Source organism: Streptomyces sp. NBC_00461, assembly GCF_036013935.1.
GTDB lineage: Bacteria > Actinomycetota > Actinomycetes > Streptomycetales > Streptomycetaceae > Streptomyces.
This window is the reverse complement of the sequence record NZ_CP107902.1, coordinates 3,201,815-3,216,919: the sequence shown is the minus strand read 5'-3', so window position 1 is coordinate 3,216,919 and position 15,105 is coordinate 3,201,815. Positions and strand designations below refer to the sequence as shown.

At 70.0% G+C, this 15,105-nt stretch carries 15 protein-coding genes; 7 read left to right on the top strand and 8 right to left on the bottom strand.

Going from position 1 to position 15,105, the window contains the following annotated elements; genetic code table 11:
* The first annotated feature begins 1 nt into the window (after position 1).
* A complete protein-coding gene (locus OG870_RS15130) occupies positions 2 to 853 on the top strand; it encodes an isoprenyl transferase (protein ID WP_266513993.1) in 852 nt (283 codons plus the stop codon).
* A 60-nt stretch (positions 854 to 913) separates the two neighbouring features.
* Positions 914 to 2,245, top strand: coding sequence for a histidine-type phosphatase (locus tag OG870_RS15125; protein WP_266584790.1), 1,332 nt, complete (start codon positions 914 to 916; stop codon positions 2,243 to 2,245).
* Between the two features lie 138 nt (positions 2,246 to 2,383).
* On the opposite strand, the gene OG870_RS15120 is transcribed toward OG870_RS15125, so the two are convergent.
* From OG870_RS15120 to OG870_RS15105, 4 genes are all read right to left on the bottom strand, one after another.
* Positions 2,384 to 2,794, bottom strand: coding sequence for a Fur family transcriptional regulator (locus OG870_RS15120; RefSeq protein ID WP_266513985.1), 411 nt, complete (start codon positions 2,792 to 2,794; stop codon positions 2,384 to 2,386).
* 68 nt (positions 2,795 to 2,862) lie between these two features.
* Entirely contained in the window at positions 2,863 to 3,765 is a 903-nt protein-coding gene (locus OG870_RS15115) for a metal ABC transporter permease (RefSeq protein WP_266584791.1), read from the bottom strand.
* Complete coding sequence (locus OG870_RS15110; RefSeq protein WP_327690973.1) at positions 3,765 to 4,601, bottom strand: metal ABC transporter ATP-binding protein; 837 nt, start codon at positions 4,599 to 4,601, stop codon at positions 3,765 to 3,767. Before OG870_RS15110 ends, OG870_RS15115 begins: the two co-directional genes overlap by 1 nt.
* Positions 4,602 to 4,618: 17 nt before the next feature.
* Complete coding sequence (locus tag OG870_RS15105) at positions 4,619 to 5,578, bottom strand: metal ABC transporter substrate-binding protein (RefSeq protein WP_266584795.1); 960 nt, start codon at positions 5,576 to 5,578, stop codon at positions 4,619 to 4,621.
* A gap of 185 nt (positions 5,579 to 5,763) precedes the next feature.
* Here OG870_RS15105 and OG870_RS15100 point away from each other — a divergent pair, with 185 nt between their 5' ends.
* Together OG870_RS15100 and OG870_RS15095 are read left to right on the top strand one after the other, a co-directional pair.
* Positions 5,764 to 7,146, top strand: coding sequence for a glycine--tRNA ligase (locus OG870_RS15100; RefSeq protein ID WP_266513976.1), 1,383 nt, complete (start codon positions 5,764 to 5,766; stop codon positions 7,144 to 7,146).
* 178 nt (positions 7,147 to 7,324) lie between these two features.
* Positions 7,325 to 7,936, top strand: coding sequence for a LysE family translocator (locus tag OG870_RS15095; RefSeq protein WP_266513973.1), 612 nt, complete (start codon positions 7,325 to 7,327; stop codon positions 7,934 to 7,936).
* A 3-nt stretch (positions 7,937 to 7,939) separates the two neighbouring features.
* On the opposite strand, the gene OG870_RS15090 is transcribed toward OG870_RS15095, so the two are convergent.
* The gene (locus OG870_RS15090; protein WP_266513971.1) at positions 7,940 to 8,986 is read right to left on the bottom strand and encodes a chitinase; all 1,047 of its coding nucleotides are present in this window, start codon (positions 8,984 to 8,986) and stop codon (positions 7,940 to 7,942) included.
* 194 nt (positions 8,987 to 9,180) lie between these two features.
* Between OG870_RS15090 and OG870_RS15085 the strand changes: the two genes are divergently transcribed.
* The gene (locus OG870_RS15085) at positions 9,181 to 10,191 is read left to right on the top strand and encodes an aldo/keto reductase (RefSeq protein WP_266513969.1); all 1,011 of its coding nucleotides are present in this window, start codon (positions 9,181 to 9,183) and stop codon (positions 10,189 to 10,191) included.
* A gap of 28 nt (positions 10,192 to 10,219) precedes the next feature.
* Complete coding sequence (locus OG870_RS15080; protein ID WP_266513967.1) at positions 10,220 to 10,810, top strand: TetR/AcrR family transcriptional regulator; 591 nt, start codon at positions 10,220 to 10,222, stop codon at positions 10,808 to 10,810.
* 305 nt (positions 10,811 to 11,115) lie between these two features.
* Here OG870_RS15080 and OG870_RS15075 read toward each other — a convergent pair whose 3' ends face one another.
* The 3 genes from OG870_RS15075 to OG870_RS15065 all read right to left on the bottom strand — a co-directional run bounded on the left by OG870_RS15075 (position 11,116) and on the right by OG870_RS15065 (position 14,074).
* Positions 11,116 to 12,261, bottom strand: a complete 1,146-nt coding sequence (locus OG870_RS15075; RefSeq protein ID WP_327690972.1) for a serine hydrolase domain-containing protein — start codon at positions 12,259 to 12,261, stop codon at positions 11,116 to 11,118.
* Positions 12,262 to 12,342: 81 nt separating this feature from the next.
* Positions 12,343 to 12,549 (bottom strand): hypothetical protein, encoded by a 207-nt coding sequence (locus OG870_RS15070; protein WP_266513961.1) that lies wholly within the window; start codon positions 12,547 to 12,549, stop codon positions 12,343 to 12,345.
* A gap of 97 nt (positions 12,550 to 12,646) precedes the next feature.
* Positions 12,647 to 14,074 (bottom strand): MFS transporter, encoded by a 1,428-nt coding sequence (locus OG870_RS15065; RefSeq protein WP_327690971.1) that lies wholly within the window; start codon positions 14,072 to 14,074, stop codon positions 12,647 to 12,649.
* 101 nt (positions 14,075 to 14,175) lie between these two features.
* On the opposite strand from OG870_RS15065, the gene OG870_RS15060 reads away from it, so the two are divergent.
* Positions 14,176 to 15,099, top strand: coding sequence for a helix-turn-helix transcriptional regulator (locus tag OG870_RS15060; RefSeq protein ID WP_266513955.1), 924 nt, complete (start codon positions 14,176 to 14,178; stop codon positions 15,097 to 15,099).
* Positions 15,100 to 15,105 lie beyond the last annotated feature (6 nt).

Below are 15,105 nucleotides of genomic sequence, written 5' to 3'. Positions count from 1 at the left end.
CATGGTTGTACGCGGGATCCTGGGACGCCAGCGCCGCGATCACAAGGCGCCTCAGCCGCACCCGAGCGGCGCCCGCGCGCCGAAGCTGCCGGGCGAGCTGATCCCGAACCATGTGGCGATCGTCATGGACGGGAACGGCCGATGGGCGAAGGAGCGCGGCCTGCCCCGGACGGAAGGGCACAAGGTCGGCGCCGAGCGCGTGCTCGACGTCCTTCAGGGCGCGATCGAGATGGGCGTCGGCAGCATCTCCCTCTACGCCTTCTCCACCGAGAACTGGAAGCGCTCGCCCGACGAGGTCCGCTTCCTGATGAACTTCAACCGCGACTTCATCCGCAAGACCCGCGACCAGCTCGACGAGCTGGGCATCCGGGTGCGCTGGGTGGGCCGTATGCCCAAGCTGTGGAAGTCCGTCGCCAAGGAGCTCCAGGTCGCCCAGGAGCAGACCAAGGGCAACGACCTCCTCACGCTGTACTTCTGCATGAACTACGGCGGGCGGGCGGAGATCGCCGACGCCGCGCAGGCTCTTGCCGAGGACGTGAAGGCGGGCCGGCTCGACCCGTCCAAGGTCAACGAGAAGACCCTCGCGAAGTACCTGTACTACCCGGACATGCCGGACGTGGACCTGTTCCTGCGCCCGAGCGGCGAGCAGCGCACCTCCAACTACCTGCTCTGGCAGAGCGCGTACGCCGAGATGGTCTTCCAGGACGTCCTGTGGCCGGATTTCGACCGGCGTGACCTGTGGCGGGCCTGCATGGAATTCGCCTCGCGCGACCGGCGGTTCGGCGGAGCCGTGCCGAACGAACAGCTTCTGGAGATGGAGCGGGCGATGCGAGGGGATTCGGCCACGTCGTAGCCACCGGCGGTTCATCCGCGGGGAGACGGCGGGTTCACGGCGGTCGTCGACGATCCGGCCATGAGACGCGTCACCCCCGCCCTCGCGCTGTGCACCCTGCTGGCCGCGGCCTTGCCCTCGCAGGCCGCGGACCAGCTCGCGCACCGCGACAGCTACGGTACGAAAGCCACGTACGAAGCCGGGCGGAACGCTCGCACGTACCAGCGGCCGCCCACCGGCTTCAGCCCCGTCTTCACGGAGAACGTATCCCGGCACGGATCCCGCTCCGCCACCGACGGCGAGGACGGCGACCTGATCCTCGGCCTGTGGAACAAGGCGGAGGCGGCCGGTCAACTCACCCGGAAGGGCAAGGAGTTCGGCCCCAAGGTGCGGGCCCTGCAGGCCGAGATGGCCAGAATCGGGTACGGCAACCTCAGCGCCCGCGGCAAGCAGGAGATCCAGGACACGGCCGTACGGTTGGCCGACCGCCTGCCGGCGCTGTTCACGTCGATCGCCAGGAACGGCGAGAAGATCGACGTCGTCAGCTCCGGGCAGGGCCGTGCGGTCGACAGCGGCAACCTGTTCGCCGCCGCCCTCGGCGACAGCGACCCGGACCTGAAGCCGCTGATCGGCGCGACCCGCACCGACAAGGACCTGCTCTACTTCCACAAGGCGGCCGGCGGCGCGGCCTACCGCGACTACATCGCCAACGACAAGCGGCTCGCGGACACGCTGGAGTCGATCACCGACCAGCCGAAGACGCACAGGGCCGCACGCAGCGTCCTGCTCCGGCTGTTCCGGGCCTCCTTCGTGGACCAGCTCAGCGGCGCGGACCAGGTCGCCGCCGCGCGGGCCGTCCACAACCTGTACGCGATCGCTCCGGCGATGGCCGAGGAGAGCCCGAACGGCAAGGGCTGGGGCATGGAGCGGTACATCTCCCACTCCGACGCGTCCTGGTTCGGCTACCTGTCCGACGCCGAGGACTTCTACGAGAAGGGCCCCGGCTTCTCGGACAGCGACATCACCTACAGGATGGCCGGCGTCCTGCTCGACGACTTCTTCCGGCAGATCGAGGCGAAGAAGGCCGGCACCAGTGACCTCGGCGCCGAACTCCGCTTCACCCACGCCGAGGAGATCATCCCGCTGGCCGCGCTGATGGGCCTGCCGGGCAGCACGAAGGCGGCGAAGCCCGGAAAGCCGTACACCTACGCCGACAACCCGTGGCGCGGTGCGAACGTCGCGCCCCTCGCCTCCAACATCCAGTGGGACGTGTACCGCAAGGGCAGTCGCTACCTGGTCCGCATGCTCTACAACGAGAAGGAGACCGCCTTCAAGGCGGCCTGCCGTCCGGTCTCGAAGGGCAGCAGGTTCTACGACCTGAACGAGCTGGAGCGCTGCTTCGGCCGGGGGTAGATCCTGCAACGCCGGTCGGGCATCGTCAGCCCGTCCGGCGTTTGAGACCGAGGCCGTTCAGGCCGAAAGCGGGGGTCTGGGAGGTCCGGGGGGCAGCCCCCAGGACGGTCACTGCAGCCCACCCGCACCGCAAACCGCTCAACCCGCGGAGCACTCCGCACAGGTGCCGAAGATCTCCACCGTGTGGGCTACGTTGACGTAGCCGTGCTCCGCGGCGATCGCCTCCGCCCACTTCTCCACCGCTGGCCCCTCCACCTCGACGGCCTTGCCGCACACGCGGCAGACCAGGTGGTGGTGGTGCTCGCCGGTGGAGCAGCGGCGGTAGACCGACTCGCCGTCGGAGGTGCGCAGAACGTCGACCTCACCGGCGTCGGCAAGGTTCTGGAGGGTGCGGTAGACCGTGGTCAGGCCGACCGAGTCGCCCTTGTGCTTGAGCATGTCGTGGAGCTCCTGCGCGCTGCGGAACTCGTCGACCTCGTCCAGGGCCGCCGCCACGGCTGCCCGCTGCCGGGTCGCGCGGCCCTTCACGGGCGGTCCAGCGGTCGTCACCGGTTCCTCCTACGGCTCGTTCACGTCTGCGTCTGCCCGGACATTGTGCCAGTCCGGGCTGTGCCCAGTCAGACGCCGACCGTTCCGTCGGCTGTCCGGGCGGCCGGAATCGCACACTCCGCGGGCTCCCCGGCGGGCTGCTCGACGGCCGCCGCTCGGGCCCGGCGGCGGGAGAGCGGGGCCGCGAGGGCGGTCAGGACCATGAAGGCCGCGATGGTCAGCAGCACGATCGTCGCGCCGGGCGGCACGTCCTGGTAGTACGAGGTGACCGTGCCGCCGATGGTCACGGTCACGCCGATCGCCACCGCGATGGCGAAGGTGGCGGCGAAGCTGCGGGTCAGCTGCTGGGCCGCGGCGACCGGGACCACCATCAGGGCCGACACCAGCAGCAGGCCCACCACCCGCATGGCCACCGTCACGGTGACCGCCGCTGTGATCGCCGTCAGCAGGTTCAGCGCGCGTACCGGCAGGCCGGTCACCCGCGCGAACTCCTCGTCCTGGCTGACCGCGAAGAGCTGCCGGCGCAGACCGAGGGTGACCAGCACCACGAAGCCCGCGAGCAGGCAGATCGCCGTCACGTCCGACTCCGAGACGGTCGACAGCGAGCCGAAGAGGTACGACGTCAGATTGGCGTTGGAGCCGCCGGGCGCGAGGTTGATCAACATCACGCCGCCGGCCATGCCGCCGTAGAAGAGCATCGCGAGGGCGATGTCGCCGCGGGTGCGGCCGTACCAGCGGATCAGCTCCATGAGGATCGCGCCGAGGACGGAGACGACCGTCGCCATCCAGACCGGGGACGCGGAGAGCAGGAAGCCGAGGCCGACGCCCGTCATCGCCACATGGCCGATGCCGTCGCCCATCAGGGCCTGGCGGCGCTGGACGAGGTAGATGCCGATGGCGGGAGCGGTGATGCCGACCAGGACGGCGGCCAGCAGCGCCCGCTGCATGAAGGCGTAGTTCAGGAGGTCCATCAGCTCAGCAGTCCCGTGCGGATCGGTTCGGCTCCCGCGGGTGCGTGCGGGTGTACGTGGTCGTGGCCGGGCAGCGCGTGCTGGCCGACGGCCGGGGTGGGCGGGCCGTCGTGCAGGACGCAGCCGTCGCGCAGAACGACCGCCCGGTCGATGAGGGGCTCCAGCGGCCCGAGTTCATGGAGGACGAGGAGCACCGAGACGCCGCTGGCGACCTGCTGCCGCAGTGTCCTTGCGAGCACTTCCTGGCTGGCCAGGTCCACGCCCGCCATCGGCTCGTCCATGATCAGCAGTTCGGGTTCGGCGGTGAGCGCGCGGGCGATCAGCACGCGCTGGTGCTGGCCGCCGGAGAGGGCGTTCACCGAGTCCTTGGCCCGGTCCGCCATGCCGACCAGTTCCAGGGCCTGTCGTACGGCGGCGTGATCCGCCTTGCGCAGCACGCCGAAGCGGGCCCGGGACAGCCGGCCGGACGAGACGATCTCGGTGACGGTGGCCGGGACGCCGCCGGCGGCGGTCGTGCGCTGCGGGACGTAGCCGACCCGCGCCCAGTCCCTGAACCGCTTGCGGGGCGTACCGAACAGCTCGATCTCACCGGCGCTGACCGGCACCTGGCCGATGATCGTGCGGATCGCGGTCGACTTGCCGGAGCCGTTGGCGCCGAGCAGCGCGACGACCTCACCGCGTGCCACGGCGAGGTCGATTCCGCGCAGGACGGGGCGCGAGCCCAGCTCGGCCCGTACGCCGCGCAGCGCTATGACGGGCTCGGTGCCCGGCTTGGCGTCGGGTCCGGTGCCGGGCCCGGCATCGCGTTTGGCGTCGGGCTTGCCCAAGGCGCCCATGTCGTCCTCCGTAAAGATCATTTGCTTCCCAGAGCCGTCTGCAGTGCCTTGAGGTTGGACTCCTGGACCGAGAAGTAGTCCTTGCCGCGGGACTTGGCGGTGATGCCCTCGATCGGGTCGAGGACGTCCGTCTTCAACCCGGCGTCGGCGGCGATGGTCTTCGCGGTCTTGTCGCTGACGAGCGTCTCGTAGAACACGGTGGTGACGCCGTCGGCCTTCGCCATGTTCTCAAGGCCCTTCACCCGGGCCGCGCTCGGCTCGGACTCGGGGTCGAGGCCGTTGATGGCCTCCTCGGTGAGGCCGTAGCGCTCGGCGAGGTAGCCGAAGGCGGCGTGGGTGGTGATGAAGACCTTGGACTTCGTGTGCGCCAGCCCGTCCTTGAACCGGGTGTTCAGGGCGTCGAGTTCCTTCACCAGGGCCGCGGTGTTCTTCCTGTAGTCGGCCGCGTTCTTCGGGTCCGCCTTCTCGAAGGCCTTGCCGACGCCCTCGGCGACCTGGGCATAGCGCACCGGGTCCAGCCAGATGTGGGGGTCGAGTCCGGCCGACTCCTCGTTCGCGGAGTGGTCGTGGGAGGCCGCGTGGCCGCCGACCTCGTTGCCGTGCTTCTCCAGCGAGGTGAGGGAGCCGGCGTCGATCTTCGTCCTGACCTCGGACTGGGCCACCGCGTCGTCGACGGAGGGCTGGAGGTTCTTCAGGTAGAGCACCGCGTCCGACTCCTGGAGCCGCGCGGTCTGCTGGGCGCTGATCTCCAGGTCGTGCGGCTCCTGGCCGGGCTGGGTCAGGCTGGTGACGTGCACATGGGTCCCGCCTATCCGGTCGGCGAGGAAGGCCATCGGGTAGAACGACGCGACCACGTCGAACTTGCCGGTGTTCGCCGCGGCGGCACTGTCGGTGGAGCAGGCGGAGAGCGAGCCGAGGCCGAGGGCGGCGACGGCCGCCATGGCCACCCCGGATATGTGCTGTCGTCGTACGTTCATGACAGTCATTTTCAACAAACATGGAAACCGTTGTCAACAAAGCTCTTGGCAAAGGGGACGCAAGGCCCCGCACGAGGCTCGTAAGCCGAACCGATTTGATTGAGGGGGAGCCCCCGCCGGTACCCTGAAGCATTCGCTCTGAAGCGTCTCGCTTCGTCGCCCGTCGTCGTAATGAAGAGAGCACCGTGGCCGCCGACAAGATCGACACCATCGTCAGCCTGAGCAAGCGCCGAGGCTTCGTATTCCCGTGCAGTGAGATCTACGGCGGACAGCGCGCCGCCTGGGACTACGGACCGCTGGGTGTCGAGCTCAAGGAGAACCTGAAGCGCCAGTGGTGGCGCTACATGGTGACGTCGCGCGAGGACGTGGTCGGTCTCGACTCGTCCGTCATCCTGGCCCCCGAGGTCTGGGTCGCCTCCGGCCACGTCGCCACCTTCACGGACCCGCTGACCGAGTGCACCGCGTGCCACAAGCGGTTCCGCGCGGACCACCTGGAGGAGCACTACGAGGCCAAGCACGGCCGCGTGCCGGAGAACGGCCTGGCGGACGTGAACTGCCCCAACTGCGGCAACAAGGGCCAGTTCACCGAGCCCAAGCAGTTCTCGGGCCTGCTGTCCACGCATCTGGGCCCCACCCAGGACTCCGGCTCGATCGCGTATCTGCGTCCCGAGACCGCCCAGGGCATCTTCACCAACTTCGCCCAGGTGCAGACCACTTCGCGCCGCAAGCCGCCGTTCGGCATCGCGCAGATGGGCAAGTCCTTCCGCAACGAGATCACGCCCGGCAACTTCATCTTCCGCACCCGCGAGTTCGAGCAGATGGAGATGGAGTTCTTCGTCAAGCCGGGCGAGGACGAGAAGTGGCAGGAGTACTGGATGGAGCAGCGCTGGAACTGGTACACCGGCCTGGGCCTGCGCGAGGAGAACATGCGGTGGTACGACCACCCCAAGGAGAAGCTCTCCCACTACTCCAAGCGCACCGCCGACATCGAGTACCGCTTCCAGTTCGGCGGCAACGAGTGGGGTGAGCTGGAGGGCGTCGCCAACCGCACCGACTACGACCTCGGCGCCCACTCCAAGGCCTCCGGCCAGGACCTGTCCTACTTCGACCAGGAGGCCGGCGAGCGCTGGACTCCGTACGTCATCGAGCCCGCGGCCGGTGTCGGCCGTGCCATGCTCGCCTTCCTGCTGGACGCGTACGTCGAGGACGAGGCGCCCAACGCCAAGGGCAAGCTGGAGAAGCGCACGGTGCTGCGCCTCGACCACCGCCTGGCCCCGGTGAAGGTCGCGGTGCTGCCGCTTTCCAGGAACCCCGAGCTGTCGCCCAAGGCCAAGGGTCTCGCCCAGGCGCTGCGGCAGAACTGGAACATCGAGTTCGACGACGCGGGCGCGATCGGCCGCCGCTACCGGCGCCAGGACGAGATCGGTACGCCGTACTGCGTCACGGTCGACTTCGACACGCTTGAGGACAACGCGGTGACGGTGCGCGAGCGGGACTCGATGAAGCAGGAGCGTGTGTCGCTGGACCAGATCGAGGGGTACCTGGCCGGGCGTCTCGCCGGAGCCTAGGTCCTCCGCGGGCCGTGCCTGGGGGCTGCCGCCCCAGGCCCCCGCTTTCGGCCCCTGAGGGACTCGTCCTCAAACGCCGGACAGGCTGAGAACGCCTGTCCGGCGTTGGTCATTGGCCCTCGATACGCGCCTCGCTTTGGCCCTGTTGTGCGGGCCGCGGCGTCGCGAGGCTGGCTCCATGAGCCTCGCCTTCCTCCTCACCACCCTCGTTGTCGTCGCCACGCCCGGCACCGGTGTCGTCTACACCCTGGCCGCCGGTCTGTCCCGGGGGCGCCGGGCGAGCGTCGTCGCGGCCTTCGCCTGCACTCTCGGGATCGTGCCGCACGTCCTGGCCACCGTCACCGGTCTCGCCGCGCTGCTGAACGCGAGCGCGAGTGCCTTCCAGATCCTCAAGTACGCCGGTGTCGCCTACCTTCTGTACATGGCGTGGGCGACGGTGCGGGACAAGGGGAGCATCGCCGTCGACGGGGAGGCCGCCCCGAGTTCGGCGGGCCGGGTCATCGTGCGGGGCGTGCTCGTCAACATCCTCAATCCGAAGCTGACGATCTTCTTCTTCGCGTTCCTGCCGCAGTTCGTCGACCCGGGTCGGCCGCATGCCCTGCCGAGGATGCTGGAGCTGAGCGGCGTGTTCATGCTGGCGACCTTCGTGGTGTTCGCCGGGTACGGCATCCTCGCCGCCTCCGTCCGCAGCCACGTCACCTCACGGCCGCGGGTGATGGCGTGGCTGCGGCGGAGCTTCGCGGGGTCGTTCGTGGCGCTGGGCGCGAAGCTCGCCCTCACCGCGAGGTGAACCTCAACGCCCCTGCAGGGACTTCACGTTGTCGCCGAACGTCCAGTTCTTCGAGCCGTCCCAGTTGATGGACCAGGTCATCAGGCCCTTGAGCGAGGTGCCGTAGTGCTTCCAGGCCTGGGAGACCAGTGACGGTGACATGTAGCCGCCGCCCGCTCCCGACTGGGCGGGCAGGCCCGGCACCTGCTTGTCGTAGGGCACCCTGATCGTCGTGCCCTGCACGACGAGGCCCTTGTTGAGGCAGTCGGTCTGCGCGGTGAAGCCGGCCACGGTGCCGGCCGAGTAGGAGTCGCCGGAGCAGCCGTACATGCTGCCGTTGTAGTACTGCATGTTCAGCCACCACAGGCGGCCGTTGTCCGCGTACTTCTTGATGACCGGCAGGTACGCGCCCCAGATCGAGCCGTAGGTGACGCTGCCACCGGTGACGTAGGCGGTCTCCGGGGCCATGGTGAGGCCGAAGCCCGACGGCATGCGCGCCAGTACTCCGTCGATGATGCGGATCAAGTTGGCCTGGGAGGTGGAGGGTTGGGTGATGCTGCCGCTGCCGACCAGGCCCGTCTCGATGTCTATGTCGATGCCGTCGAAGTTGTACTTCTTCAGGATCGGGACGATCGTCGCGACGAACCTGTCCGCCACGGCGGTCGAGTTGAGGTCGATTCCGGCCGTCGCGCCGCCGATCGACAGCAGGATCGTCCGCCCGGACGCCTTGGCCGCGCACATCTCCGCGGGCGTCGCCACCTTCACGCCCGCGTCCATGCCGTCCTCCCAGAGGGCCGTTCCGTCGGAACGGATCACGGGGAAGGCGGCATTGATCACGTTGTAACCGTGCGCGGCTATACGGGAGTCGGTGATCGGGGTCCAGCCGAAGGGCGGGTGGACGCCGTTCGCGGAGCCGTCCCAGTTCTCCCAGTAGCCCTGGAGGACCTTGCCGGCGGGCCGCGACTTCACGGCACAGGTGTCGGCGGCGGAGGCGGTGGTGGCCGCGGGGAGCTGGGTGAGGCAGGCGGTCGTCAGCGCGGCGGCGAGCAGGCACAGCGTGCGGCGGAGCATACGGGGCCTCCCGGTGGGGGTGCGGTGAGGTGAGGTGGGGTGACGCGGGGTGAGGTGGCGGTCGATGTCGTAGGCATGACAGTGCTCGCGGTCCAGACCTTTCGTCAATAGGTCTGGACCACTCCATCCACGGGGTGACAAGTATGGAATGACAGATATTGAAATTTGTCATCCACGGTGAGAGGGTGGGCCACATGACGATGCAGACACGAAACCTCGGAACCACCGGCCCCCAGGTCTCCGCCCTCGGCCTCGGCTGCATGGGCATGTCGCCGGTGTACGGCGACGTGGACCGGGCCGAGTCGATCGCGACCCTGCACGCCGCCCTCGACGCGGGCCTGACCCTCCTCGACACCGGCGACTTCTACGGCATGGGCCACAACGAGATGCTGATCGGCGAGGCGTTGCGCACGGCCCCCGCGGGACTGCGCGAACGGGCCCAGCTCAGCGTGAAGTTCGGCGGCCTGCGCGACCCGGAGGGCGGCTGGTCCGGCCAGGACGGGCGCCCGGCCGCCGTCAAGAACTTCGCCGCCTACTCCCTGCAGCGCCTCGGCGTCGACCACATCGACGTCTACCGCATCGCCCGGGTCGACCCGGACGTGCCGATCGAGGAGACCGTCGGCGCCATCACGGAACTGGTCGAGAAGGGATACGTGCGCCACATCGGCCTGAGCGAGGCCAGTGCCGCCAACATCCGCCGCGCCGCCGCCACCGCGCCCATCGTCGACCTCCAGATCGAGTACGCGATCATCACCCGCGACATCGAGCGGGAGATCCTGCCGACCACCCGTGAACTGGGCATCGCCATCACGGCGTACGGCGTCCTCTCCCGCGGTCTCATCTCCGACCACATCACCCGCGACAAGCAGTTCGGCCCGAACGACTGGCGTTCCGTCTCGCCCCGCTTCCAGGGCGAGAACCTCCAGCGCAACCTGGATCTGGTCGACGCGCTGCGGAAGATCGCCGAAGAGAAGGGCGTGTCCGTCGCGCAGATCGCCTTCGCCTGGGTGCTCGCCCGGGGTGAGGACATCGTGCCGCTCGTCGGCGCCCGTACCCGTGAGCGGCTCGGCGAGGCGCTGGGCGCGCTGGAGGTGAACCTGGACGAGGCCGACCTGACGGCGATCGAGGAGGCGGCGCCCGCGGACGCGGTGGCGGGCACCCGGTACCCGGCGGCGCAGATGGCGAGCCTCGGCACCGAACACTGAGCACGCCGTGCCGGGTACGGTCTAGGCCATGGCACCGACCTCCCAGACCCTGACCGCCGAGCGCATCCTCGAAGCGACCGAGGAGGTGCTGCGCCGCCACGGACCGGCCAAGGCCACCGTGGTCGACGTGGCCCGCGCGCTCGGCGTCAGCCATGGCAGCGTCTACCGCCACTTCCGGACCAAGGCGGCGCTGCGGGAGGCCGTGACGAAGCGGTGGCTGGACCGCACGACCGAGGTGCTGGCCGGCATCGCCGCCGACGGGCGGCGGGACCCGGAGGCCAGGCTGCGCGAGTGGTTCACGGAGCTCTTCGCCGCCAAGCGCCGCAAGGCGGGCGGCGACCCGGAGCTGTTCGCCACCTACACGGTGCTGGCCGGCGAGACCGGTGAGGTGGTCGGTTCCCACATCGCCGAACTCACCGGCCAGCTGACCCAGATCGTGCGGGCCGGCGTCGAGGCGGGCACCTTCACCGCCGACGACCCGGAGACCACCGCCCGCGCCCTCTTCCAGGCCACCGCCCGCTTCCACGACCCGGGTTACGCCAAGGAATGGGAACAGCAGGGCGTGCAGGGCGAGTTCGAGGCCGTGATGGACCTACTGGCGCGCGGCCTGCACCCCTAGGGCCTGTCCAGCGGGTCATGCCGGCGTCGCGGGGTCTGGCGCGCACTCCTCCACTGCCTTGAAGGCGTGAGGGAGGGGACGGGACCCCCAGCGGCGTTGTCGTACTCGCCGACTCCCCCACTCTCGGCTCCGGTCAAGCGGAGGGGACCCCCATCGCGTCGACTCCCTCCTCCGCCTTGCAGCCGCACGCACCAGAGCCCGCTCGGGTCGGCGACAACGCGCAGTCCCTTCCAGCCGGCCTGATCAGCCGGACAGGCCCTGGTGTCGGGGCACCCTGCTGGGGTGAACGTTCGCCTGTCGGGGCGCTAGCTTCCGGCGACGTGCCTCCAGAAGTCGCGCATCAGCTGGGTGGGCGTCGGGTTCCGCATGGCTGCCTGGGTGAGCAGGATCGAGACCGTTCCCGTCGGCGGGACGATGTGGGCCGTCGTGCCCGTGCCGCCGACCCAGCCGTAGCGCCCGGGGACGTTCCACGGGTCGGACGGGGTGACGTCGACCTGGCCGCCGTAGCCCCAGCCCTGGCCCTCAAGGAAGAGGGGGACCCGGTCGCGCTGCTCGGCGGTGAGGTGGTTGGTGGTCATGCGGCTGACCGAGGTGGGGGTGAGGAGGCGGTGGCCGCCGCCCTCGCCGGCGTTCAGCAGCATGCGCGCGAAGGCGAGCCAGTCGTCGGCCGTGGAGGCCAGGCCCCCGCCGCCCGAGTGGAAGCGCGGGACACGGCTGAACCCGCCGTCCGGAGTGTCCGCCCGTTCCAGGGTGCCGTCGGAGGCCGTGGTGTAGGCCGAGGTGAAGCGGTTTCGCTTCGACGCCGGGACCTCGAACGCGGTGTCCTTCATGCCCAGCGGTTCGAAGATCCGCTCCGCGAGGAAGTCCGGCAGCGAACGGCCCGACGCCCGGGCGACCAGGATGCCCTGCAGGTCGGACGAGGTGCCGTAGAGCCAGGCCTCGCCCGGCTGGTACAGCATCGGCACCTGCGCGAGCAGGCCCAGCCAGGTGGCCGGGTCCGGCCAGTCCTGCAGGAAGCGGCCGTCCCGCTGCACCGGGAACAGCGACTGCACCGCGGGGAGCGTGAAGTCGGCGGGGAAGCCCCAGCCGGTGCGCGAGCTGAGCACGTCCTCGACCGTGATCGGGCGGACGGCGGGGACCACGTCCTCGACGGGGCTGGACGGGGTGCGCACCACCGACGGCTTCGCCAGCTCCGGCAGCCACTCCTCCACCGGCGAGTCCAGCCCGAGCAGCCCGTCCTCCACCAGCATCAGCACCGCCGCCGCCGTGATCGGCTTGGTGATCGAGGCGATACGGAAGATCGAGTCCCGGGCCATCGGGGCGGAGCCGTCGGTGTCCACCGAGCCCACGGTCACCACCTCGACGTCGTCACCGCGGGCGACCAGGGCGACGGCGCCGGGGGCGGTGCCCCGGTCGACATGCTGCTGCAGGATGTCGTGCAGATCACTCATCGGTCGGCCTTCCGGTCCGGGTGGCAGTCCTCAGTACGACTCCCACGGCGGCGAAAAGTCATCTCCGGCAGCAGGGCAAATTCAGGCCTCCGACGGATCCACGGTCGCCTGGTGCGCCTCGGCCAGATGCTCCTCCGCCTTCAGCCAGGGCAGGAACTGGGCGCCCTTGCGCCAGCCGCACGTGTCACACCTGATCGTGCGCTGCACTCCCGCCCGCTGCACCCGGACGACGTGCTCGCGTCCGTGCTGGTCCCAGCGGCTCACCTTGCTCGTGTTGATCTCCAGCATGCTGCCTCGCCTCCGGCTAAGGAGTGTGCAGCAAGACCAACATCAACAGGGTGCCCTCCGCCGTGAGTTGACCAAGCCGTAGCCGATCCCACACACCTCAGCCGATCGTGCGGGGCAGCCGCAGGCTCAGCAGCCCGGTCAGGACCACACAGCCCAGCTGCACCAGAAGGGTCGTGACCAGGGCGTCCCGCATTCCGGCATGCGGGACCAGGGACAGGAAGAGGGTGCCCAGGGCGGCCACGCCGAGCGCGAGCGCCGACTGCTGCGTGGTCATCATCACCCCGCTGCCGACACCGGCACGGGCGGCCGGCACCTCGGAGAGAACGACCCGGAAGACGATGGGGAGTTGGAGTGCCTGCCCCGCTCCGGCGAGGGCCGCACCGGGGAGCAGCTCCACCAGGCCGAGGCCGGGCCAGGACCGCCATGCCGCCAGGGCCATCAGTCCGACGCCGAGCCCTTGGACCAGCGCGCCGGCGGTCACCACCCGGGTGCCGTACCGGGCCACCAGCCGCGGGCCGGCCAGCGAGACGAAGAAGAAGACGACGGCCATCGGCGCGAGCGCCAGCCCCGCCGGGACCGGCCCCAGTCCCGCGCCCCGCTGCAGCGCCACCGCGATCACGAACATGAACCCGCTGAAGCCGACGGAGAAGGGGAGGATCATCACCAGCCCGCGCCTGAGCGAGGTCAGCGCGAACAGGCTCGGCGGCACCAGCGGCGTACGGCCCTGCCGGTCCGCCCGCCGCTCCACCAGGTAGAACGCCGTCGCCACGAACGGGAACGCCAGCAGCGACAGCCACGTCCACAGCGGCCAGCCCGCCGAGCGGCCCTCGGTGAGCGGGGCCAGCAGCGCGAGGAGGGACGCCGTGAGCAGGACGGTGCCGGGCCCGTCCACCGGCTCCGGACGCCGGGAACGGGTCTCGGGCACGCCACGGGCCGCCAGGACCAGGCCCACGACGACCACGGGGACGTTCACCAGGAAGACCGAGCGCCAACCCGTGCCCGCGATGTCCGCGGCCACGAGCACCCCGCCGAGGATCTGCCCGGCGACCATGGACAGCCCGGCCGTGGCGCCGTAGAGACTCATGGCCTTCGCCCGTTGCTGCCCCGCGGTGGCCGACTGGATGGTGGCGAGGACCTGCGGCAGCATCGCGGCCGACGCGGCGCCCTGCGCGACCCGCGCCGCGACCAGCGTCCAGGCACTGGGCGCGAGTCCGCAGGCCAGCGAGGTCAGCCCGAAGGCCGCCATGCCGCCCAGGAAGAAGCGGCGCCGGCCGAACAGGTCGCCAAGCCGTCCGCCCAGGACGAGCAGCACGGCGTACGCGAGCCCGTACCCGGCGACGACGAGTTCCAGCACGGACTCGCTCGCGTGCAGGTCCCTGCCGATGGACGGCAGGGCGACGTTGACGATGAAGAAGTCGATCAGGGGAAGTGCCGCTGCCAGCAGCACGGTGAAGAGCCCGAGGCCGCCGAGCGAGGGTGTCGCGGCCGGCGAGCGGACGGTGCGTGGAGCGATGGTTTCGGTCACGCCTTCGAGCCTGCGACCACTCCCAGAGGGGTACCAGAGTCTCCTTATCCTGGTAGAAGCACTACCTGGAAACAGGCTCTGCGGGGCGGCACGCTGGAGGCATGACGACGATGGCACAGGATCATGCGGTACGCACCCCGGGCACCCCTGTGACCAGGGACGCCGCCGGTTCGGTGCGACGGCACGAACTCGCCGGGTTCCTGCGGCACCGGCGTGAGCACATCACGCCCGAGCAGGTCGGCCTGCCCCGCGGCCGCCGACGCCGCACACCCGGCCTGCGCCGCGAGGAGGTCGCCCACCTCGCCGCCGTCGGCGTCACCTGGTACACGTGGCTCGAACAGGCCCGGGACATCCAGGTCTCCGTGCAGGTCCTGGACGCACTGGCCCGCACGCTCTTCCTGGACCCCAGCGAGCGCGCCCACCTCTTCCAGCTGGCGGGCCAGGTGGACCCGACGCCGGCCACCAGCTGCCCGTCGATCACGCCCGCGGTGCGCGCCGTCCTGGAGCACCTGGAGCCGGTCCCGGCCTGCGTGCAGAACAGCCGCTACGACATCCTCGCCTACAACCGCACGTACGGGATGCTGCTGTGCGACCTGGACGCGGTGCCGCCCGAGGACCGCAACTGCATGATCCTCTCCTACACACACGACGATTGGTGCTCCTCGATCGTGCATCTGCAGGACGCCCAGCGCATGATGGCCGCCCGCTTCCGCGCCACGATGGCGGGCCATCTCGCCGAGCCCGCCTGGAAGATGCTCCTGAAGCGGCTGCGCGCCGAGTCCGCGGAGTTCTGCGAGAACTGGGACCGCCACGAGGTGGTGGCCCACCGCACCAAGCGCAAGCAGTTCGACAATCGCCATGTGGGTCGCCTCACGGTGGACCACACGGACCTGTGGCTGGGTCCGGAACCGGGCCCACGCATCGTGACGTACGCACCGGCGGACGAGGAGTCGAGGAAGCGGTTGGAGAGGCTGCAGCAGATCGCGTTGGAGAAGGGCGCCTCTCGCGACTCTCAACCGGCGTGAGGGTGA